Here is a 20,325-nt window from a genome sequence, read left to right as displayed (position 1 = left end):
TGTTAGGTCCTAGAACCAATAGGTTTCATAAATGTTTTAACCATGCTGATGCGATGTGGAGCGCGCAGCTTGCCATACCATTAGGGTGACATATATTTCTAACCATCATTCAGCACAGGTTCATCTTTCTTCTGTGATGATGTGTGCAGTTGAACTGGAGAATAAGATGATAAACTCTCTGAAAAAAATAGTAGTCGGCCTTGTAGGCGCTACTTTTCTGATCGGTGCGATGGTACCGGTTTCGGCGGCTCCGGTCCTGCCAACTGCGCAGATTGCAGGCAGTGATAATGTTCATCAGATTCGGGATGATCGCTGGCGTCGTCATGGTAACGGAAATTGGAATGGCCATCGTCCGGGAAACCGCCCTGGCTGGAATGGTGGGCGTCCAGGCCATCGTCCGGGCTGGAACGGCAATCATCGCCCGCGTCCAGGCTATTGGAATGGTCACCGTGGCTATAATAATTACCGCCATGGCTATCGTCGCCATAATGATGGGTGGTGGTACCCTCTGGCAGCGTTTGGTGCTGGCGCGATTATAGGCGGAGCAATTGCTTCCCAGCCTGCGCCACAGCCGGTGTATCGTCAGGGCAACAACCATGTTCAGTGGTGTTATAACCGATATAAGTCGTATCGCGCTTCGGATAACACTTTCCAGCCGTATAATGGCCCGCGTCAGCAGTGCTACTCACCTTATTGATGAGTTTGGAATAGCTTCTCAAATGACAGCCGCCTCGCAAGGGCGGCTGTTTTGTTTAAGGGTTTTTTAGCCCCCGCGCTGCTCGTAACCTTCAACATCGTCATTCGCAATTTTACGCCCGAGATATTGCTTGAGTTGCTCAATCCGGTCGCTATCCCAGCCGTTGATATCTGTCACTTTTATCCATGCATCAACATAGTCTTCAGGGGAGTAGACGTGGCCGTAGCCCATAGGTGTTGTTGTTGCGAATGCCATATCGAGGGCCAATTGTAACATCGTTACTACCGGATACCACCGCAATTGAGGTGAAACGTCCGGGCCGCGGGGCGCTTCCATCCAATCGGGCTGGCGATAAAAGGCGTGGCTATCAAAGAACACGACGGCATCACTGGCATATTGCAGATAGACAATTCGCAATGGTCCCCAGTGATCTCCATTGCCTGGTGCCTCTCCATTTTGATTCATGAAGCGTGCGAAAGAGCCATCTCTGAATACTGGTAACCATTCCGGTGTACCCGGATTTCGGTCTCTTGTGATTTCTTTCCAGTCACGGCTTGGAAATGGCGGACCACTCCACAATGCGCCGTTGATTGGGTCTTCGAGCATTTCAAATAGGGCTACTGATTTTTCAGAGTTCATCGCACCAAGGCTTAAGCCGTAAAGATATAAACGTGGACGTTGATTTTTTGGAAGCGTTTTCCAGTAGTTATAAACACTGGTAAACAAAGCACGGGAGGACTCAGCACCATATTCGGGCTGGAACAGCAGAGATAGTGGACTGTTGAGATAGGAATATTGCATCGCGATACTCGCGACATCGCCATCATGCAGAAATTCGAGGCCATCCATAGCGGCTGGATCAACCCAGCCGGTGCCTGTTGGAGTGACTATGACGAGCACCGACCGATCAAAGCCATTTTGCCGCTTCAGTTCTTCAAGCGCAAGTTCAGCGCGTTGCTTGGGCTTGCTTGCCACATTCAAGCCTGCGTAGACACGAATGGGGTCAATTGCAGGCCGTTTGGTAACTGAAGATATCTCTGAAGCCGTGGGTGTCGAAGATATATATTCCCGGCCTGCTCGTCCCAGTTCTTCCCATTTGAGCAACGAGAAAGCGCTTCCGGTTTTGTTTGATTGGGTCGGTTGCGGGCGCTCAGGTTCAATCAGCGCATCATATTCACTAAACGACCGGTCAACTACCTTGAAAGCCGATTGGATGAGAAGACCGTTCGCTATCGTCCATACAATGATAACGGTCAGGACTGCGCCTAAGACGTTTGAAACCCGGCGGGGTATCAGACGATGCGTTGTTCTCGAAATAAACAACCCAAGGAGGATTAATGCGCGGCTTAGCAAGAGAAGAATAAGGAACGTAACAATTGCGAATGCGCATACGCTTGCTGGATAAGCGCTTGGAACTGCGTCCATGCCCATCACCGAGCGTACAGAGTTTTGCCATCCAGCTGAAAAATAAAGCGCTGTGATTGCTATTACCGTGCACGTGATTCCAACAAAGAGATTAGTGATGCTTCGCAAGCGGTTGCTTGGCGCAGGCAATTCAAGATAGTTCCATGTCCAGCGCCATACGACGCCAAAGCCGTAACCGAAACCAAACGCAGTTCCGCACAATATTCCTTGCATGACATATGTTCGTGGGACGAGGCTTGGCGTGAGGGCGGCCGCGAACAATAACGTTCCGAGTGCCAGGCCGATGCCCGAGAGTGAGTGCCTGAATCGGAATATGATATTTGTTATGAGGGACATGAAAGACCAATATTGTTGGATTAATTATATGAGAGCGCGTCTGTCGTGCCGTATTACAAATCGCAACCTGAGCGAAGGTTACAATGTCAGCTGCGTAGGCGGTATCGTTTTATAACGTTCTAAGCATTGTGCAGAACCGAATCTAAGGGATTTGATCTCTATGCGGTGATCAAATCGCCCAGATTTGGTGTGCTCACATTATTCTTTATAAAGCTGGATCTGATTTTTCTCTTAAATGGCCGATTTTTTTGAATTTATGTGGGAAAACTTGAACTTATGGTGTTGACCAATCCGAAAGTCGCCCGTATGTTCCGCGCACTTCCTGGGATGATTTGTCCCTCTTGGGAGCGCGTAGCTCAGCCGGTAGAGCAACTGACTTTTAATCAGTAGGTCCAGGGTTCGAATCCCTGCGCGCTCACCAAAATCAATTACTTAGCAACTTTTTTTATCGCTTCAGTTGCGTTCCATCCGCCAGATGATTTGTTCAAATTACGCTCTCACATTCTGAACATGGAATGGCGTGACGTATCGCGGATGTTGTTGATCTTCAGGCCCTGCACGATATGCATGTATGAGTGCCGTTTTGCGTGATCTGTAGAAGGTCGCTCAGGATATTTCGAATTAAATGACGACAGGGTGAGGGGTGCTGCCAGATGTTTCAACGGTGGCATTTACAATTAGCATTGCCGTGCCGCCCCTATGCTGGAATCTGCAGGTCAGTCGGCCTTATGAGTTCAATGAGATTGTGTTCAATGCATGGGACGGTATTGGAAACAAAACAGGCGCTTCAGCGCCTGTTTTTCTGTTTCTCAATTAACGAGGTAGGCGATCTCTGATTTCTGTAAGTCGGTCAAGTACCTTAAATGAAAGAATAAGACCTTCGCAGACAACGCGCCAAAACAACGTTCCAACAGCGAGCAAAACTACTGCTCCAATAATATTTTTGAAGCCCCCGAACGCTGAAAACGCCGAAAAGAATATAACTAAAGATGAAATTATTATGCCAATTAGGCCAATCCAATAAATTACATTGACCAGATAGGGCGTAAGAAATTTGTTAAATGTCAGGAAATCTGAAAACTTCATTTTTATCTCCAGTAAGGTTTTCGCTGATACCTGCTTTCGTTAATTTTGATGTTGTTTCTAGAGTTAATTTATATGAATTTCTGATTTCAACAGAATATTATAGCCGTCCAGCCTGTTACGTATTGGTACTGTTGCTTGAGTTGGTCGCAAAATATAGCTGACTACATATTTTTTGCGCTTTGCGGTGCTTCACGTCGCGGCAATGCGTATGTCAGCCTCGTATGCGTCAGTAGTCCTCATATGCGGGGCGTAAGTCTAAATCGATGTGTGTTTGATAAAATAGAGGGCTTACAGCGCATGAAGCTTACGCCGTAAAGGAATGCTGTCTGTCCGACAAAATATAAAGATGCATCGCGAAGTTTTGGATAATGCTCTGGGATCTGAATTGGTTCGATGGGGATTTGTGTGCCTAAACCTGCGGAGCAATCATTACCAATAGTTGAATGCAGTTTAAAGGCGGGGCCTAAGCCCCGCTTAATATTTATCTCGCAGCCAAGATGCCGGCAATAAGGCCTGTCGCACCAGCGATAAGCAAATATTGATTGTCGACTTTTACCCAATGCTGACCGCGGCCTGGCTTACGAAGGCCATAGCGCTGATAGTCTTTAATTTCCTGATGACGGCGCCAATCACCATATCGCTCACCACGTGACCAGCGCTTTTGTTTTTGGTCGCGCCGGTCGTGACGTTCAAAGTTTTTCCCATGAGAAGGGCGGGAGTTTTCAGTGTGGCTATACCCAGGCTTGCGTGGCGGATTGTGATTTTGTGCCTGCGCAAGTGGTGCGCCAACAAATGAAAGAGCGATTGCAGCGAGGATGGCTTTCTTAATCATGGGACACTCCTTTTGTGTTGAACCAAACGTATCAATCGAGGAGTGAACGCCAGATGAATGAAATAGGATCAAAACATTAATTAAAATCAATGTTTTGTTATCGGGTATTGCGGCTCAAAATTCGGGGTTTTGACGTGAGGCTGGGGAAGAATGAGTGTTACATCAGTTATACTGTGTGAGATATTCAAGTTGGCTTTAAAGGCGGAAGTCCACGCTGATACCGAAGCTTGCCAACTCCCCCCTATTAAGCAGGGCAACAATGGGAAGTAGCCTATTAGTAATGCTGATGGATGAGTTGGAAATCTAAAAAACGATGCAAAATGCGCCGTGGATTATCAGAAAAATATATTCGAGATACCAATTCGAAGACAGTAATTCAGTATTTTAAAGCTTTTAAATGCTCTATTTTTAAACTGAGATTTTTATGCAACCTACTGTTTTCATTAAGAAAGCAGTGGCTCCCCGGGCCGGATTCGAACCAGCGACCAACCGGTTAACAGCGGGTTGCATAGTATAATTAGATAAACACCTATAACCTTGTATGAATTAAATTTGTTATTTTTTTCAATCGCTTGCAGTTTATCCGGTATTATACTTGTCTATCCCCGTATCGACATAGCTGAAAACATCCCGTAGATCTTTCCGTAGATAGCAATAACCGGTTGGTCGAGGGATTATGCCAAAGTTGGAATTAACGGATCGTGGTATACGTGCAGCGAAAGTGCCTCAAGGTGCTAAAAAACTCGATCTGTTCGATACACTGGCAAGGGGTCTGACGGTAAGGCTGAGCGCAAGCGGATCCCGAACATTTTACCTTGTTTATTCTGGCCAAGACGACAAGCGGATATGGCACCGCCTTGGAGAGTACCCCGTCCCATTGTCGTTAGCAGTCGCCAGAGAGCAGGCAAGGCAGCTTCGAGGGCAAATTCAAGCAGGCAAAGATCCTCAAGCTGAGAAACGCGCTCAGGAAGCTTCTCTGACGGTTTTTGATTTAGTGGAGTCTTATCTGAAAAAAGCGGTGGCATCTCGCCGTTCGGTTGATGAAATCGCTCGCAGACTTCGTAAAAACGTCACCGGTAAGGATTCTGATGGCAAGCCTTTGGCTGGAGCATCAACCGGAGCTATCGGTGATGTAAGACTGGCAGAGCTACACCGCCGCGATTTCACCAAATGTCTAGATGCTGTGGTTGATCGTGGAGCAACGACCGAAGCAAACCGTGTCTTTGAAGATGCACGTGCGCTTATTCGATGGGCGAGAGGCCGGGGCGATGTCGATCAAAACCTCATGGAAGGGATGAGAAAGCCAAGCGAAACTTCTCCACGAGATCGTTGGCTAACCGAAGCGGAGATCTCCATTATGTGGAAAGCCTTAGAAGATGCCGATATGCGGGAAAGCACGCGGCGCATTCTTCGCTTGTGCCTCATAACCGGTCAACGGGTGGGAGAGATCGCAGGAATAACTAAGAGCGAACTATCCGCTGACGTAACACTGTGGAAAATCCCAGCCGAAAGATCGAAAAACGGCCAGCCCCACACTGTCCCATTATCCGATTTTGCAATAGCAATCATACTCGCACAGTTTCAAGACGTTGAGGATTTGGCAAGAAAGAAAGCCCGGAATATACCGGAGCATCTTTTTCCTTCGCCGGGCTTTAACGGGGCTGTCACACCCGGATCGATACCAAAAGCATTAAAGCGACTTGAAAAGAATGGGCTAGTACTGGGAGTACCGACGTGGACCCCTCATGACCTCCGACGCACGGCCGCAACCGCAATGGAATCTCTAGGTGTTTCGCCGCATGTTATTGGTCACGTTTTAAATCATCTGACTACAACACGAGCTGGAATAACGAGCAGTACATATGCTCGATATTCTTACGATCGTGAAAAGATGGATGCATTGAAAATATGGGCTGAGCGTCTTGAGGCAATTACTCGTGGTCGAGGTGCAATAGTTGTGCCCTTGAGACAACCCAAATAAAGTTATCCCCAATTTTAATATAATTAAATATCAGCCACTTAGTTGATTTCTATTCTACGACTCACACTGGTGTGTTTCCGCTTGCGCTGACACAAGATCATCGCGGATCATCTCGGATGAAGGCATTCATCAAAGGAGATCTGCAAATGAATAACCTGATACAAGACCAAGTAAATCAGACTTCGCAGCTTGAGACCGATCCATTAATTGACGAGTCGGCAGTCCGCCGTTTGCTAGGAGGTTTAAGCAGACCCGGCCTTTATGCCCGCATTCGACGCGGTGCTATCCCAAAGCCCATGAAGCTTGGGCAGCTTTCGCGCTGGCGACGGTCGTGGATCGAAAACGTTGTCGCCGACGCTGAGCGTGCTCGGGAGGTCGCGCAATGACCTTTGACATCAACAAACTATATTCCATCGGCTTCAATTCGAAAAACCGTGCGCAAGCTTTGCTTGATCTTCTGAAGGATAGCCCACCGCAAATTTTCTGGCCAGCTTTTCAGCAAGTCTGGCCAGACTGTGACGATACTTGGCTTCTGCAGGATGATATTGTGGCTGCGATGCGTCTTGCCGGTGATGCAAGGCCGTTTCTTCAAGGCGCTGACAAATCATTCATCGAAGCCTTGCCGAAAGACGTCACGATCTATCGCGGCTGCTCTCGCAGCAGGGTGCGCGGCCTTTCTTGGACCACGGACCTTTCCACTGCCAAGGCTTTCGCACGCGGACACCGCGGAATCAAATTTCCAGATGCAGTGGTTGCCACATCGATTGTTCCAAGCTGGTGCGTGAGAACTGCATTCACAGTCCGTGACGAAGCAGAAGTGCTGATCGATCCAGCCAGTTTATCCGGCTTCAGCACGGAGGCAGTTCAATGAGCGACAAAATGAAAACCCCCGTAACCGGCGGCAACCGGTCACGAGGCGATAGTTCAACAGAAACGAGTTCAGCATACCAAACTGCACTGGCTGCGTACAGGTCGCTTCGTAACGATGCTGGATTCGATGAGAGGTTTTTCGAGCTTTACCACGCGGACCGGTTCTGTGCGAAGCACAACATTACCGCTGAACAACTGCTCGAGATCTCCCGCGAGACACGTCCTAAAGCCGATGCTGGCCGCTTTGTATGGCTGGAGGCCGTCACCATTGCTTGCGGACGGGGCCGCATCTCACAGAAAGGTATGCTGGTTGGAGTGGCATTGTTCTGCTGCTTCAACGATCGATCGCCTTATGCGTGGCCATCGCAGCAAACGATTGCCAGCCGTGCAGGCTGGAGTGGCATTCGTGCAGTCACATACGGTCTGACACAGCTCACAGAACTTGGTGCCATTGAGCGCGTCCTTGCACGCAATCTGCCAGTCGATGTTGCGGCATCGGTTTTAGGGGCAAAAGCGGAAGGCGGAAGCGGCCGCAATCTGCGTTCCGTGGCTTACAAACGCGTGCCGCCAAGTGAGTGGCAAAACGTCGATACCCGCACAGATCGTTCTACCAACAATAGGAACAGTTCGTTCCACCTTAATCATAAGGCTAAACCTAAACCGCTTCGCGGGGATTCTTCAGATCATAGTGCTCTAACGTCAGACGTAGAGGCACTGGATACGTTTAAAGGCGTTCACGACGTTTCAGGACTTAGTGTCTACGAGGAGGCTATATCACATGGCTGAGATCTTTTGCTTTCCCAATGATTTGCAAAACCGCGTTCGTGTTCTCGCAGCGGAATTGTGCAAACGCAGAAAATCGGTTCAACGCCGCGAAATCTCGACAGCTGCTGGCCGTTTGAATGAGGAGATCCGCAACAATGGCGGCGAACGCTGGCAAGCCGTCCAGTGCGAAGATTACTTCATCAGGGCTGCCTATGCCCGGCTCAATGAGCTGGAAGGCATCGAACGTAACAATCAATGCGCAGTGCTGCCGCTGGCAGCCGCAGGAGGTCGCTCGTGAGCGTTTTAGCAATGTGGGCCGCAGCTCACAAAACCATCAATAAGCCGCTCCAGAAGCCAGAGCAGAAGCCGCAGACGAAGGATGAGGCAAATGAGTAGGTTCCTCGTAAGCAGTGCCATCGTGCGGCATCAGTCGGTTGAGCTGCCAGATGGTCAGCTTTGCGCAATCGAAATGGCGACCCCGGCAGCGGCATTTGTCGTCATGTTTGAATGCGGCGGGCACCGCGAGATTATCAGCCTGCACCCCGATGAAGAAACGGCCGTCCACCGCTGCAAAGAACTGGCCAGCCTTCTAGAGGAAACAGGAGAGGGTGAATACGCCGGAGGCGGGAGGACATTGCAATGATCGATCTGCACGCCGTCACCCTTGGATCAGTAGATCTGCACGCATTGTCATGGGTATCTCACGGGCAGCTAGTCGAGTGCCCGATCCCGTCCTTCAGCCGCGTGTTCGTGGTCTATGCTTGCGGTAAGCTGGAAGCACTGCTCACAAGCTATGAAGAAACACTGATCTTAGCAGAGCGCATAGGCAAGCAGCGCAGCCTTCCTGTCATCGACTTCATGCTTGAGACGATGCCAGTGCATGAGCGCGTAGGGACTGACATGCACGATCATCCCTCAAGGGGTGATGCACCCCCCGGCCTCTAGGTTCTATTTGGGCCACCCCCACCCCACCGCAGGTAGGAAGCACCGCAATAGCTTGCATGTTCGCCACAAAAACAAGACCGGTTGCCATTACCGGACTGCCGTATTCAGGAGAATAACATGAACGAAATCAATCAACTTGAAGTCAGTGCCGCACAACTTGGTGACATATTCAACGTCAGCGACCGACGAATCCGGCAACTGGCTGTTGCTGGCAGCGTTGTCAGATCCACAAAGCACGGCCGTTATCAGCTGATAGCATCCGTCAAGGCGCACGTTGCTGCTTTAGAAGCCGAGCACAACGCACCTGCCAAAGCGCGCCGAGAGGCTAAAGAAGTTCTTGAGCACGAATTGTTTCTCGAGAAAAAAGCGGCTGAAAAAGGCGACGTTATACCAGCCGCAGCCTTCAATCATGCTGTGGAAGCTTTGGAAAAGTCAGGTCAACGTGCAATCAACGCTATGGAGCGCGAACTGATTAGCCATCTTTGGCCGAAAGGCATCAAAGACATGAGCCTTGTCACAAGCATCGCGAATGCGGCTGATTCCAGTTTCTGTGCTTGGATGAATGCCGCGATCGATATGATCCGCCGTGGGGCTAACGCTGACGAGGTTCGTCTGCATCTTTTCAACTCGCACGCATCGCCGCCAGTGGGCCAAGTCGAATTTGGTACCAAGCAGACCCGGCAGCGGCGACAAAAGAAAGTCGAAGCCGCAGCCGACGAATGAAATGAAGGGCGCCAGATTGGCGCCCTTTTCAGTTATGCATCGCCGTAAGACAAATTCCCGAAAGTCGTCTGCGCTGACCTCGTCAGCTTTGAATCGAGTTGATTCATGGCTTTGCTCAACGCATTTTCAGCAGCTGATCCCGCAGCCTGTGCGATTTTAGCAAGCAGATCTGAATCGGTGTTACCACCAGCAATATGGAAATTCTGCTCAATGCGCACGCTGATTGGAGCGGATGCGGGTGCGACTTGGACCGGGTTAGCAGATCCGCCGCCACCAAGAGCCTGACCGACCTTGTGATGAGGGATGATCGTGCCATCGGCACCGGGCGCAAATAATTCTTGGCCTTTTTCGTTGATCTGATAAACGCCACCAGCTTTTACCGGACCACCGCTTGCCCTCTTGCCGTCAAGCTTAGGATCGAGCGAGCCGACTGAAGGCGCGGCAACAGATCCGCCACGAGCGGTTGCAATGGCACTGGCAAGGTTTCGGGCCTTCGCAATTGCGATATCCAACGCAGATGAATCAACCGTCAGCTTGCCATCGATTGTCAAAATGGACTCAATCTGAGCGGCGGCAGCAGCGGCTTTTTGCTCACCCTTCGTTCCGCCTTGTGCAACCGCTTGGACAAAACCGCGCATGGCTTCCTGAGCCTGAAGAGGCCAACGGTTTGTTGAAAGCGCAAGATCCACTTCACTAGCATCAACGGCTTTTTTATTGATTGCTTCAACGGCCGACTTTTTCATGCCAAGCCATGACTGAGGCGTGCCAATGTTTTTCTCGAGCCATGCGTTCCAGCCTTCGGAGCGTTCGGAATTTGCCTTCATAAACTCCTGAAGCTCTTCCGGATCTGTCGGGGTGTTGGCAATTGCGTTAATCGCGCCAAGGCCGCCCAAGAGGAAAGACCCGCCACCTGCAACGCCAATGCCAGCCTTACGACCGCTACCGCCTGCAACAGATCCCCGGGCAGATGTCCTGGCTGCCTTGAGACTACCGTTACCGGTTCCAAGAGTACGGCCCAGCAAAGCCTTGCCGGTTCGCAATGCGGCGAAACCAGCCAGACCTACAGCCAAAATCCCCATTGCCTCAATGACACGGCGAACGCTTGGCGGCAGATCCAAAAATGCTTCAGCCGTCGCATCGATTCCGCGGATCAGAGGACGTGTGACAACTTCGAGATCCTGAGAAACGCGGGTCAAAACGGTTTCGATCGAACCTGTCATCCGCAGCCAGTCGCCACTAAGCCCCATCGTGGCTTCGTCACCGATCTTCTTCGCAATGCCGTCCGGCGTTGCGGCCATCTTCTTTTTGTTTTCCTCGTAATTCTGCTTATTCTGAGCCAGAATTGCGATTCTGCCGCCCTGTTTGTCAGTAAACAAGCCGTTTGATTGCAACAGCGATGGGTTCTTTTTCAGGATGTCATCGAGCAGCCTTTCGGCATCAACTGACTCGGCGCTCATGCGATGAAAATCACGGATCTGAGCTGACACTTTTTTCAAGTCGTTAGCGCTCATACCATCGAAAATCGCGGAAAGAGCCTCCATGGTCTGGGTGACAAACTCACCAGTGTCAGAAGCGACGGGTATCAATTCCCCACTTTCTGGATCGGCAAACTCAGCGTCCCATTTTTCCAGAAGCTGAGCACGCAAATCTTCCGTCAATCGGACGCCGAAGTTTTCCTTCAACCCGGCTTCAAAACCCGACAACGAAAATGCATCTGGACTTGAGACGTAATCGTTATAATCCAGATCCATCGTTTGCAGTGCGAGTCGACCCTTGCGGGTTGGAGCAACCAGTTTTGATGATAATGCTCTTGCTGCAACGCCGCCTTCATCGCCTCGGATGTTAGCACGTCGAAGTGTCATCGCGATTGCCGACAGAGTATCATCAGAAAGGCCTGCAATCTTGCCCGGAGTGCCGCCATATTTGCTGAATTGGCGCAGATCTTCATCCGACATACCGCTGTTTTTCGACATCCAAACTTGCCGATCGACAAGCTTTTTTACAGCACTTTCATCACGGAGATCGATGCCTTTAACGAGTGCCATGCCGGTGACGCTTTCAGCACCTTGCTCCAGCGTGACGCCGACTGCTCGAGCATAGTTCGTCACGGCATCGGTCAAAAAGACAATCTGATTGGAGTCGCGGATACCACTCTGAAGAATTGTTTTTTGCGCACCCACGACATCAGAGTTTGTGAATTCCGTGTCGCGGCCGATCTTTTCGGCCTGAGTGTTCAACCGCGTGGATTCTTCTTTGCTGAAGCCTCCAAGAGCATCGCGGAAGTGGTACGCTTTATCGAAATCGAGGCCAGCCTCCAGAGACTTCCTTCCAAGCCGCTGACCACCATAAGCCAAGCCTGCACCGCCTACAGCGGAAGCCGCATTAGCTACTGCGGAGGCATTGCGGCCTCCCGGGTGGGGCTTTGGCTTGCGGCTTTCACGCTCCATCTCGCGCATTAGGCGGACATTCTGTGACATAGCCCGGCGCAGCTCGCCTTGCGCACTGGCAGCCGTTCTCGTGTTTAGGCCGAAGATTTTCAGACCTTGAGCAGCGGAATTTGCAGCAGTCCGTGACTGCCGAAAAGCACTGTCCGTTGCTTTGAGTGCGGTTCGTGCAGCGCGCAATTCAGCGTTCATTCGAGCCGTAGGCTTTGTGACAGAGCCGAGTGCCTTTTCCAGTTCGTGCACGCGAGATCGAGCGTTCCGAAACTCGCCGTAAGTCTGCACCAATCCACGACGGAGCTGACTGAAATTGCCCACCGCATCGGCTTTACGCTTCAGGTGTTCGAACTGGTTGCCAAGGTTCTTTGCTCCAGCAACACCGGTCTTTCCTAGCTTGGTAATGTCTTTTTCCAGCTGGCCCATTGCTGCCGATGTTTTCTTTGCAGGACCGGAAACGGCATCCTGAAGCTGAAGTCTGAGATTTGCGATCCGCGTAGTCATTTATCTGTTTCCTTATGGCCCGATTGATCCTAATTGATCAGTTTTCTTGATTGGTTTGCACTGACTCATTCATATCTGTTATTAAATTAACACAAGAGCGTGTGTCAGCGTTATGCGATAATTCAAGAGGTCTAAGATGAACGAAAAGATAACTCAGGCGGACATCGGCAGATCATTAAAAGTAACCAGCATGACGGTTTCCCGTGTAATGCGTTCGCTCAACAGTGAAGCAACCACAACGAATGAAACTGACGTTCTGAAAACGCTTATTGTCGGTGAGCTTCAGAAGTGCGGCTTCACGCTTTCCGTATGTTTAGAGCTTATGACTGAAGTATCTCAAGATCTTCAATATGTTCTTCATGACGCAAGCAATCAGTGCTGGGTCATTTTTGTTGAGCGTGAGGGCCAGCGCAGTTATCGCCTGACCGCTTTGAATCCAGCTCAGCTCGTTGCGATTGTCGACGGCCTTGGCATGGTTTTGGTTCTGCCGCTGCACCGCATCGTTGAAGACGCACGCATAGCTCTGAGCCGTATCGAACCGACTGGCACGCGGCCTCGTAAAGGAGCCGCAGCATGAGCAAGCCGGAAACATTCACTCGTGCCGCTCCTGTAAGCGGATCTGCAAATGCGGATGATCGAACGGTTGAAATCGTTTTTGCGAGCAGCGCAGCGGTTAAGCGCTATTCCTATGAGGATGGCTATTATTCGGAAGTGTTGGCCATCTCGAAAGATTCCATCGATGTCAGCCGTATGAATGAAGGCATGAGCCTTCTGGACACGCACGATCAATACTCGATGGATTCACGACTTGGCAGCGTTGTGCCCGGATCTTTCCGCATCGAAGGCGACAAGGCTTTATGCCGCGTGAAATTCAGCCGCCGTGAAAAGTCTGATCAGTTCTTTCAGGACATTCTCGACGGGCACAAGACCCCGGTTAGCGTCGGCTATCGCATCTTGGAAACTACACGAACCGAAGGCGCAGGCGATGCCCTGCCGACAGTTACCGCAACTCGCTGGATGCCCTTGGAAGTATCGATCGTGCCAATTCCGGCCGACGCCAGTGCCAGCACCCGTTCCGAAGAGGAAACCTTTATGCCAAACGAAACCACCACCACTGAGCAGCGCCAGCACGCTCCAAACAACATCGTCAACGAACGCCGGCGCATTTCAGACATTCGTGCAGCCGGCCGCAGTGCTCGCTTGGAAGATTCCGTCATCGATCAGGCGATTGAGCGCGGTGACACGGTCGACTCCTTCCGCAATCACGTCTTTGAAGTTCTGGTTGCGCGCCAGAACGAAACGCCGACTTTTGCGCATGTGGAAACGCCAACGGGCCGCAACACAAATATCCGTAGCGCGATGGCTGATGCTTTGATGGTTCGTATCGATCCAGCACACAAGCCGCAGAACGATTCCCGCGAGTTTATTGGCCTGAGCCTTGGTGAACTTGCTCGCCGCTCGCTGGATGCCACTGGCGTGGCAACACGCGGCCTTTCAACGGGCGAAGTAATCACGCGCGCGCTGCACTCGACCAGTGATTTTGGCCACGTCATCAGCCAGACTGGCCAGACAGTGCTGGCAGCAAGCTATGCGGCCGTGCCATCCGGCATCAAAGCAATCGCTCGCCAGACATCAGCACGCGACTTCAGACTGAAAACTACTGCACGTCTGAGCGGGTTCTCGGATCTGGAGGCGGTTAACGAAAGTGGCGAGTTCAAGCGCGGCACCTTTGCTGAAGGCGCTGAAGGCTACAAGATCGCCACTTTCGGCAAAGTCTTTGCCATGACGCGTCAGATGCTTGTGAACGACGATTTGGGCGCATTTGCTGACGTATCGCGTGAACTTGGCTTGAGCGCAGCGCGCTTGGAAGCAGACGTTCTGGCGAAGCTGGTTAATGGCAACCCGCTGATGAGCGACGGCAAACCTGTTTTCCATGCTGATCACAAGAACCTCGGTGCCGGTGCAGCCTTGAGCGAAGCAAGCTTGAGTGCAGCGCGCTTGGCGATGGCGCGACAAGTTGGCCTCGCCGGTGAGCTGATCGATGTCACCCCGGTGTTTCTGGTTGTCGCTCCTGAGCAGCTGACAGCAGCGGAAAAGATTTTGGCAGCCATCCAGCCAGCCAATAGCGAAAACGTAAATCCTTTTGCTGGCAAGCTTCAGCTGGTTGTGGATCGCCGTTTGACCGCTGGAGCGTGGTATCTGGTTGCAAGCCCCGGCCTCGTGCCATCGCTTGAGTATGCGTACTTGGAAGGCGCAGCAGGACCACAGTTTGATACTCGCCTAGGCTTCGATGTCGATGGTGTGGAAGTGAAGGTTCGCGTGGACTTCGGCGCAGGCTGGACCGATCACCGCGGCTGGTACAAGAATCCCGGCCAATAGCCGGACGAAATTGGGGGAGCGCTTTCCCTCAATACCGGGTTGGTGCACCGGCTCCAAGACGCACCCGAAGGCTGCCCTTACGGAACCAGAGGGTGAGTCCGGGTGCTCCACGAATGGCTTCGTGGGGCACCTTCTTATTCAGGAGATCAAAATGGCTATATTTGACCGCATGGAACGCACGTTGAGCCGGACAATCGACCGCACATTTTCAATCAGGTTCGTGCTTTGGGCGAAGACTTCAACACCAAACGGCCGCTATAAATATGACACTGACCGTTCTAATTGGATTGGCAAAGGCATTCTGGAGCAAAACGCGGCAGATGTTCCGGCTGAAATCGGCCGCCGTGACCGTGCTGGCAACTCGCTTCAAAGCCTCGTTAATGGGCACACAACTGAGTTTTCAGTCGACACAAACAGTTATGCATTCGCACATGAGGCGCGGCAGGGCGACCAGATCCAGCTCGATGATTTGCGCAAGTTCCAGATCACAGAGACCCGTCGCGACGGCATGAGCCGCGTTGTGTGGGTGCTAAGTGAACTAAATTAAAAAATTACATCAAGAGCGTTGATCGGCATTCTTGTTATTTTTGCTGCCATGGTTTTGGCCTGCCGGGAAAATAAAGATCTCGAAGTCGGTGCACCATCGCAAAGCAGGACATGATCCTCGCAGCAAGGACTCTTAGTTCGTCGTTTGATACATCTCTCGAAGTTATATAGTTCGGTTTATTAGTTTTTTTATCAATAGTCGGTTTGAAACGTATAGCTTGTTTATTATCAGGTTCATTGATCCAATAGTCATGGGCTAGTCTATTGCGCTCTTCTCTCAAGTTCCCATGAATGTACTTTTTGAGTTCCGTCAGATGTTTAGTCCACCGTGGGTCCGGCGAATCCAGCAAGGTTATTGAAGCTATAGCATCGATCTTTTGATAAATATCTAACTGCCCAACAGTTGCTAGGAAGTGGTCTATTCTTATGCTCAGCAACTCCATCAGAAAAGATTGAAGAGCGCCCTCTAATTGGCTCCACGAAATAATTACCCGTCCAATTGAAATTGCAAGCTCAGGGCCACCGAAATCATCAAACTTCTGAATGAAATCATCCGCATTATCGGAACTTATATTTTCCCATGGTTTATAGCTTTCGGCCATTTTCCCTCCAAAAATAATTAATACGATGCAATGTGAAGGGAGTCGTTAAAAATGCAATCGAAGAGCAATTCGATCCCATGGAAAAATGGAAGTAGCTAGAGACTAATCCGTAGATATTCCGTAGATCGTAGATTTTTTGAAGATTTGCTTTCTAAGCTAAGCCATTGAAAGTAATGGCTCCCCGGGCCGGATTCGAACCAGCGACCAACCGGTTAACAGCCGGTTGCTCTACCACTGAGCTACCGGGGAAGAGGCGCTCGCTGTGTCAGCGATGTGGCGTATAGCAGGAGGATTTCTGATTTGCAAAGCCCTATTTTTCATTTTTTCTAATTTTTTGCTTTTCGCCTACGAAACCCCATATTTCCCGGGGTATTTATGTCTGTGGAATACCCACGTTAGGATCAGAAAGTACGAATGTTCTATGAGTGAAGCCTATGAAATACCTGTCAAACGCACCATTTTGATTCTTGGAAAGCGAATCCCTGTGCCCAAATCGGTTGCAATGCGCCGAACTTTAGGCGGTGCATTGGTTTTAGGTGGTGCGCTGGGCTTCTTACCAATCCTCGGTTTCTGGATGCTTCCGCTCGGATTGGTAGTTCTTTCCAATGATTCTCATCGCGTCCGCCGTTGGCGTCGCAAAAGTGAGGTCAAAATATTACGCAAATGGCGTAATAGGAATTAGGGGGGGGCAGCTGCTTGCTGGAGTGTCATTGGAAATTCAGGCTGTGATGCCGTGCAATGCTCATGGGAATGGTGGCCTGGCAGTGTCATCGCCCGCTTAATTGCCAATAAGCTTCGGTCTTCCTTCGCCTGTTTATGATCGTGGGTGTGCTTTTGTCTGTTTTTTTGCTGCTTAAACCAGTGGGTACTATTAAGTGTAAATTTTGACGTTTACGGAAACGTAATAGTAGGCTAGTTTCTATCTGAAACTTCGCCTTTCTCATCAAATCTTGATCGGGAATGGTGTCAAAAGTGGATTAAACGGCTGGATTTATGCGTTTTCAGCCCAATTTTAGGTAAAGACGTGCTGTCACGCATTTGAGTTTTTGATGTGGCAATCATGTCGTCGACGCAAGCTAATGTATGTTTCGTCTAGGCGAAACAGCAGGTAATTGATTTGGAGGATTTCGATGCCGAGCTATCGCGCGCCAGTTGAGGATACAAATTTCGTTCTCAATGACGTTCTGAATTATCAGCGTTATAACAATTTGCCGGGTTTTGCCGATGTATCGCCCGATGTCGTCGAGGCGATCTTGTCCGAAGGCGCGAAGCTCGCCGAAGGTACGCTGTTTCCGGTCAATCATTCTGGCGATCAGGAAGGCTGCGTTCGCGCATCCGATGGTTCTGTTAAGACGCCGAAGGGTTTTAAGGCGGCCTATGACCAGTATCGCGAAGGCGGTTGGCTTGGTCTTGCTGTACCGGAACAATATGGCGGGCAGGGACTTCCATATCTGCTGCATACCGCTGTTGGCGAATACATGTCGTCGGCGAATATGGCGCTTACCATGTACCCCGGCCTCACGCAGGGTGCGATTGCTGCGATCCTCACCCATGGCACGGATGAGCAGAAAGACACTTATCTGCCTAAGATGGTCGAAGGCACATGGACCGGCACCATGAACCTGACCGAGCCGCATTGCGGCACCGATCTGGGGCTGCTGCGTTCAACGGCTGCACCACAGGAAGATGGCTCCTACAAGATTTCCGGCCAGAAGATTTTCATCTCTGCTGGCGAACACGACATGTCGGAAAACATTATTCATCTGGTGCTGGCCCGTATCGACGGTGCGCCGGAAGGTGTTAAGGGCATTTCGCTGTTTATCGTGCCAAAATTCATTCTGGATGCTGATGGCAATCCGGGCGAGCGCAATGGCGTATCTTGTGGTTCCATCGAAGAAAAGATGGGCATTCACGGCAATTCCACCTGCGTTATGAATTACGATGACGCAACCGGTTATCTGATTGGCGAGGCACACAAGGGCCTGCGCGCCATGTTCACAATGATGAATGAAGCGCGTCTCGGTGTGGCTTTGCAGGGGCTTTCGATAGCGGAAACTGCTTATCAGAACGCCGCAATTTATGCGCGTGAGCGTATTCAGGGCCGAGCACTTTCGGGTCCGGCAGCGCCTGACAAGAAGGCCGATCCGATCATCGTGCATCCGGATATCCGCCGTAACCTTATGAATATCCGTGCTTACAATGAAGCCGGTCGTGCGCTTATCCTTTGGACGGCGTTGAACTCCGATATTGCGCATCGTTCCGGCGATGAAGCAGAGCGTCAGGCTGCAGATGATCTAGTTGGTCTGCTTACGCCGGTGTTGAAAGGTGTTCTGACCGACAAGGGTTTTGAACATGCTGTCATGGCGCAGCAGGTGTTCGGCGGTCATGGTTATATTGAAGAACACGGCATGAGCCAGTATGTGCGCGATGCACGTATTGCCATGATCTATGAAGGTGCCAACGGCATTCAGGCGCTTGATCTGGTTGGCCGCAAACTGGCGCTGAATGGTGGTCGTGCGATCACTGCTTTCTTCAAGGAAGTGGGCGAATTCTGCGAAACCAACCGCGAAAATGAAAAGCTTAGCTTTTTCACGAAGCATCTGAAGAAGGGCGTCAACGACCTTCAGGCCGCAACCATGTGGCTGATGCAGAACGCGATGGCAAAGCCTGACAATGCCGGTGCAGCATCGAACGATTACATGCATCTCTTTGGTCTGGTGGCGCTCGGTTACATGTGGGCGCGCATGGCGAAAGTTGCCGAAGAAAAGCTTGCCGCAGGAGAAGGCAACAAGGCCTATCTTGAAGCAAAGCTTGTAACCGCACGCTACTATTTCGAGCGCATCATGCCGGAAACCGTTGCACATCTTGCACGCATCCAGTCCGGTGCGGATAGCATGATGGCGCTTAACGCAGACGCATTCTAAATTTTGATATTGCGCCAATGCTGCTTGGAATTGGCGGGAAGGAGAAAAAATGGCTGAGGCTTATATTTACGATCACGTTCGCACACCGCGTGGACGTGGCAAGAAAGACGGTAGCCTGCATGAAGTGCCTGCCGTTCGTCTGGGCGCGAAGGTTCTCGAATCCTTGCGCGACCGCAACGGCATCGACACGGCAAAGGTCGATGACATTATTTTCGGCTGTGTCGATCCGGTCGGCGAAGCGGGTGCTGTCATTCCGCGTTCTTCGGCTTTTGAAGCGGGGTATGATTTTAAAGCGCCGGGTATCCAGATTTCGCGTTTCTGTGCGTCGGGTCTTGATGCGATCAATCTGGCTGCGGCTAAGATTGCCTTTGGCGCGGATGATCTGGTGATTGCCGGTGGCGTTGAAAGTATGTCGCGCGTTGGCATGGGTATGTCGGGCGGCGCCTGGTATATGGACCCATCAGTGGGCTTTCCCGGTCGTTTCATGCCGCAGGGCGTGTCGGCTGATCTGATCGCTACGAAATACGGCTTTTCGCGTGATGATGTCGATGCCTATGCAGTCGAAAGCCAGAAACGCGCTGCAAAATCGTGGGAAAAGGGCTATTTCAAGAATTCCGTCATTCCGATCAAGGATCAGAATGGCCTTACCATTCTTGATCATGACGAGCATATGCGTCCCGGCACCGATATGCAGGCGCTCGGCCAGCTCAACCCGTCCTTTGTGATGCCCGGCGAAATGGGCGGCTTCAATGCTGTCGGCATTCAGGCGCATCCAGAAGTCGAAACCATCAATCACGTTCACCATGCCGGTAATTCGTCTGGTATCGTTGATGGTGCAGCAGGCGTTCTCGTTGGCTCGAAGAAGGCTGGCAAAGCCTTTGATATTAAACCGCGTGCGCGTATCCGTGCTTTTGCCAATATCGGTTCTGAACCAGCGCTTATGCTGACTGGCCCGGTCGATGTGACGGAAAAGCTTCTCAAACAAGCAAAGATGAAAATCTCGGATATTGATCTGTTCGAGTTGAACGAAGCCTTCGCTGCCGTGGTTCTGCGTTACATGCAGGCTTTTGACATTCCGCATGACAAGATCAACGTTAATGGCGGCGCGATAGCGCTTGGCCATCCGCTGGGTGCAACGGGCGCGATGATCCTCGGCACGGTGCTGGATGAGTTGGAACGCCGCGATCTCAACACCGCACTGGTCACGTTGTGTATCGGCGCTGGCATGGGTACGGCCACGATCATTGAGCGCGTGTAAGGGGAGTTTCAGAA

20 protein-coding genes and 2 tRNA genes are annotated in these 20,325 nt (G+C 51.1%); 16 read left to right on the top strand and 6 right to left on the bottom strand.

Annotation, left to right across the window (positions count from 1 at the left end; genetic code table 11):
* Nucleotides 1-166: 166 nt before the first annotated feature.
* Nucleotides 167-697, top strand: coding sequence for a BA14K family protein (locus WH356_RS08140; protein ID WP_339509690.1), 531 nt, complete (start codon nucleotides 167-169; stop codon nucleotides 695-697).
* Between the two features lie 66 nt (nucleotides 698-763).
* Here WH356_RS08140 and WH356_RS08135 read toward each other — a convergent pair whose 3' ends face one another.
* Complete coding sequence (locus WH356_RS08135) at nucleotides 764-2,458, bottom strand: alpha/beta hydrolase (protein WP_339509689.1); 1,695 nt, start codon at nucleotides 2,456-2,458, stop codon at nucleotides 764-766.
* 345 nt (nucleotides 2,459-2,803) lie between these two features.
* On the opposite strand from WH356_RS08135, the gene WH356_RS08130 reads away from it, so the two are divergent.
* Nucleotides 2,804-2,879, top strand: a tRNA-Lys gene (locus WH356_RS08130).
* A gap of 392 nt (nucleotides 2,880-3,271) precedes the next feature.
* Here WH356_RS08130 and WH356_RS24030 read toward each other — a convergent pair.
* Together WH356_RS24030 and WH356_RS08125 are read right to left on the bottom strand one after the other, a co-directional pair.
* Nucleotides 3,272-3,544: a DUF4282 domain-containing protein gene (locus WH356_RS24030; RefSeq protein WP_421565546.1), complete on the bottom strand. Its 273-nt coding sequence runs from the start codon at nucleotides 3,542-3,544 to the stop codon at nucleotides 3,272-3,274.
* A 481-nt stretch (nucleotides 3,545-4,025) separates the two neighbouring features.
* Entirely contained in the window at nucleotides 4,026-4,376 is a 351-nt protein-coding gene (locus tag WH356_RS08125; RefSeq protein ID WP_339509688.1) for an RcnB family protein, read from the bottom strand.
* A gap of 676 nt (nucleotides 4,377-5,052) precedes the next feature.
* Between WH356_RS08125 and WH356_RS08120 the strand changes: the two genes are divergently transcribed.
* The 8 genes from WH356_RS08120 (at nucleotide 5,053) to WH356_RS08085 (ending at nucleotide 9,660) form a co-directional block, all read left to right on the top strand.
* Nucleotides 5,053-6,357 (top strand): tyrosine-type recombinase/integrase, encoded by a 1,305-nt coding sequence (locus WH356_RS08120; protein WP_339509687.1) that lies wholly within the window; start codon nucleotides 5,053-5,055, stop codon nucleotides 6,355-6,357.
* A gap of 146 nt (nucleotides 6,358-6,503) precedes the next feature.
* The gene (locus tag WH356_RS08115; protein WP_339509686.1) at nucleotides 6,504-6,743 is read left to right on the top strand and encodes a helix-turn-helix transcriptional regulator; all 240 of its coding nucleotides are present in this window, start codon (nucleotides 6,504-6,506) and stop codon (nucleotides 6,741-6,743) included.
* Nucleotides 6,740-7,228, top strand: coding sequence for a hypothetical protein (locus WH356_RS08110; protein WP_339509685.1), 489 nt, complete (start codon nucleotides 6,740-6,742; stop codon nucleotides 7,226-7,228). The genes WH356_RS08115 and WH356_RS08110 overlap by 4 nt, the downstream gene beginning before the upstream one ends.
* The gene (locus WH356_RS08105; RefSeq protein WP_339509684.1) at nucleotides 7,225-8,013 is read left to right on the top strand and encodes a hypothetical protein; all 789 of its coding nucleotides are present in this window, start codon (nucleotides 7,225-7,227) and stop codon (nucleotides 8,011-8,013) included. The genes WH356_RS08110 and WH356_RS08105 overlap by 4 nt, the downstream gene beginning before the upstream one ends.
* Complete coding sequence (locus WH356_RS08100) at nucleotides 8,006-8,290, top strand: hypothetical protein (RefSeq protein WP_339509683.1); 285 nt, start codon at nucleotides 8,006-8,008, stop codon at nucleotides 8,288-8,290. The genes WH356_RS08105 and WH356_RS08100 overlap by 8 nt, the downstream gene beginning before the upstream one ends.
* A 90-nt stretch (nucleotides 8,291-8,380) precedes the next feature.
* Complete coding sequence (locus tag WH356_RS08095) at nucleotides 8,381-8,635, top strand: hypothetical protein (RefSeq protein WP_339509682.1); 255 nt, start codon at nucleotides 8,381-8,383, stop codon at nucleotides 8,633-8,635.
* Nucleotides 8,632-8,937: a hypothetical protein gene (locus WH356_RS08090; RefSeq protein ID WP_339509681.1), complete on the top strand. Its 306-nt coding sequence runs from the start codon at nucleotides 8,632-8,634 to the stop codon at nucleotides 8,935-8,937. Before WH356_RS08095 ends, WH356_RS08090 begins: the two co-directional genes overlap by 4 nt.
* Before the next feature lie 117 nt (nucleotides 8,938-9,054).
* Nucleotides 9,055-9,660 carry a hypothetical protein gene (locus tag WH356_RS08085; protein ID WP_339509680.1) on the top strand — a complete coding sequence of 202 codons (606 nt, stop codon included), beginning with the start codon at nucleotides 9,055-9,057 and terminating at the stop codon, nucleotides 9,658-9,660.
* 32 nt (nucleotides 9,661-9,692) lie between these two features.
* On the opposite strand, the gene WH356_RS08080 is transcribed toward WH356_RS08085, so the two are convergent.
* Nucleotides 9,693-12,602, bottom strand: a complete 2,910-nt coding sequence (locus WH356_RS08080; protein ID WP_339509679.1) for a phage tail tape measure protein — start codon at nucleotides 12,600-12,602, stop codon at nucleotides 9,693-9,695.
* 136 nt (nucleotides 12,603-12,738) lie between these two features.
* Here WH356_RS08080 and WH356_RS08075 point away from each other — a divergent pair, with 136 nt between their 5' ends.
* The 3 genes from WH356_RS08075 to WH356_RS08065 all read left to right on the top strand — a co-directional run bounded on the left by WH356_RS08075 (nucleotide 12,739) and on the right by WH356_RS08065 (nucleotide 15,528).
* A complete protein-coding gene (locus tag WH356_RS08075) occupies nucleotides 12,739-13,179 on the top strand; it encodes a hypothetical protein (protein WP_339509678.1) in 441 nt (146 codons plus the stop codon).
* Entirely contained in the window at nucleotides 13,176-14,981 is a 1,806-nt protein-coding gene (locus WH356_RS08070; protein WP_339509677.1) for a prohead protease/major capsid protein fusion protein, read from the top strand. Before WH356_RS08075 ends, WH356_RS08070 begins: the two co-directional genes overlap by 4 nt.
* 151 nt (nucleotides 14,982-15,132) lie before the next feature.
* Nucleotides 15,133-15,528 (top strand): hypothetical protein, encoded by a 396-nt coding sequence (locus WH356_RS08065; RefSeq protein ID WP_339509676.1) that lies wholly within the window; start codon nucleotides 15,133-15,135, stop codon nucleotides 15,526-15,528.
* 34 nt (nucleotides 15,529-15,562) lie between these two features.
* On the opposite strand, the gene WH356_RS08060 is transcribed toward WH356_RS08065, so the two are convergent.
* Together WH356_RS08060 and WH356_RS08055 are read right to left on the bottom strand one after the other, a co-directional pair.
* Nucleotides 15,563-16,129: a hypothetical protein gene (locus WH356_RS08060; protein WP_339509675.1), complete on the bottom strand. Its 567-nt coding sequence runs from the start codon at nucleotides 16,127-16,129 to the stop codon at nucleotides 15,563-15,565.
* 174 nt (nucleotides 16,130-16,303) lie between these two features.
* A tRNA-Asn gene (locus WH356_RS08055) sits at nucleotides 16,304-16,378 on the bottom strand.
* A 172-nt stretch (nucleotides 16,379-16,550) separates the two neighbouring features.
* Here WH356_RS08055 and WH356_RS08050 point away from each other — a divergent pair.
* The 3 genes from WH356_RS08050 (at nucleotide 16,551) to WH356_RS08040 (ending at nucleotide 20,311) form a co-directional block, all read left to right on the top strand.
* Entirely contained in the window at nucleotides 16,551-16,811 is a 261-nt protein-coding gene (locus tag WH356_RS08050; protein ID WP_339509674.1) for a hypothetical protein, read from the top strand.
* Nucleotides 16,812-17,259: 448 nt separating this feature from the next.
* A complete protein-coding gene (locus WH356_RS08045; RefSeq protein ID WP_339509673.1) occupies nucleotides 17,260-19,053 on the top strand; it encodes an acyl-CoA dehydrogenase C-terminal domain-containing protein in 1,794 nt (597 codons plus the stop codon).
* A gap of 49 nt (nucleotides 19,054-19,102) precedes the next feature.
* Nucleotides 19,103-20,311 (top strand): acetyl-CoA C-acetyltransferase, encoded by a 1,209-nt coding sequence (locus WH356_RS08040; protein ID WP_339509672.1) that lies wholly within the window; start codon nucleotides 19,103-19,105, stop codon nucleotides 20,309-20,311.
* The last annotated feature ends 14 nt before the right edge of the window (nucleotides 20,312-20,325 follow it).

Origin of the sequence: Ochrobactrum sp. MYb379, assembly GCF_037479515.1 — a bacterium.
In the GTDB taxonomy this organism is placed as follows: domain Bacteria; phylum Pseudomonadota; class Alphaproteobacteria; order Rhizobiales; family Rhizobiaceae; genus Brucella.
This window is presented reverse-complemented; position numbering and strand designations above follow the sequence as displayed.

What these genes read in the sequence shown, in the direction of transcription:
- WH356_RS08135 (WP_339509689.1), bottom strand. Translation starts at nt 2,458, where the DNA reads ATGTCCCTCATAACAAATATCATATTCCGATTCAGGCACTCACTCTCG.
- WH356_RS08140 (WP_339509690.1), top strand. Translation starts at nt 167, where the DNA reads ATGATAAACTCTCTGAAAAAAATAGTAGTCGGCCTTGTAGGCGCTACT.
- WH356_RS08050 (WP_339509674.1), top strand. Translation starts at nt 16,551, where the DNA reads ATGAGTGAAGCCTATGAAATACCTGTCAAACGCACCATTTTGATTCTT.
- WH356_RS08075 (WP_339509678.1), top strand. Translation starts at nt 12,739, where the DNA reads ATGAACGAAAAGATAACTCAGGCGGACATCGGCAGATCATTAAAAGTA.
- WH356_RS08045 (WP_339509673.1), top strand. Translation starts at nt 17,260, where the DNA reads ATGCCGAGCTATCGCGCGCCAGTTGAGGATACAAATTTCGTTCTCAAT.
- WH356_RS08060 (WP_339509675.1), bottom strand. Translation starts at nt 16,129, where the DNA reads ATGGCCGAAAGCTATAAACCATGGGAAAATATAAGTTCCGATAATGCG.
- WH356_RS08105 (WP_339509684.1), top strand. Translation starts at nt 7,225, where the DNA reads ATGAGCGACAAAATGAAAACCCCCGTAACCGGCGGCAACCGGTCACGA.
- WH356_RS08040 (WP_339509672.1), top strand. Translation starts at nt 19,103, where the DNA reads ATGGCTGAGGCTTATATTTACGATCACGTTCGCACACCGCGTGGACGT.
- WH356_RS08085 (WP_339509680.1), top strand. Translation starts at nt 9,055, where the DNA reads ATGAACGAAATCAATCAACTTGAAGTCAGTGCCGCACAACTTGGTGAC.
- WH356_RS08095 (WP_339509682.1), top strand. Translation starts at nt 8,381, where the DNA reads ATGAGTAGGTTCCTCGTAAGCAGTGCCATCGTGCGGCATCAGTCGGTT.
- WH356_RS08110 (WP_339509685.1), top strand. Translation starts at nt 6,740, where the DNA reads ATGACCTTTGACATCAACAAACTATATTCCATCGGCTTCAATTCGAAA.
- WH356_RS08125 (WP_339509688.1), bottom strand. Translation starts at nt 4,376, where the DNA reads ATGATTAAGAAAGCCATCCTCGCTGCAATCGCTCTTTCATTTGTTGGC.
- WH356_RS08120 (WP_339509687.1), top strand. Translation starts at nt 5,053, where the DNA reads ATGCCAAAGTTGGAATTAACGGATCGTGGTATACGTGCAGCGAAAGTG.
- WH356_RS08080 (WP_339509679.1), bottom strand. Translation starts at nt 12,602, where the DNA reads ATGACTACGCGGATCGCAAATCTCAGACTTCAGCTTCAGGATGCCGTT.
- WH356_RS24030 (WP_421565546.1), bottom strand. Translation starts at nt 3,544, where the DNA reads ATGAAGTTTTCAGATTTCCTGACATTTAACAAATTTCTTACGCCCTAT.
- WH356_RS08090 (WP_339509681.1), top strand. Translation starts at nt 8,632, where the DNA reads ATGATCGATCTGCACGCCGTCACCCTTGGATCAGTAGATCTGCACGCA.
- WH356_RS08070 (WP_339509677.1), top strand. Translation starts at nt 13,176, where the DNA reads ATGAGCAAGCCGGAAACATTCACTCGTGCCGCTCCTGTAAGCGGATCT.
- WH356_RS08115 (WP_339509686.1), top strand. Translation starts at nt 6,504, where the DNA reads ATGAATAACCTGATACAAGACCAAGTAAATCAGACTTCGCAGCTTGAG.
- WH356_RS08065 (WP_339509676.1), top strand. Translation starts at nt 15,133, where the DNA reads ATGGCTATATTTGACCGCATGGAACGCACGTTGAGCCGGACAATCGAC.
- WH356_RS08100 (WP_339509683.1), top strand. Translation starts at nt 8,006, where the DNA reads ATGGCTGAGATCTTTTGCTTTCCCAATGATTTGCAAAACCGCGTTCGT.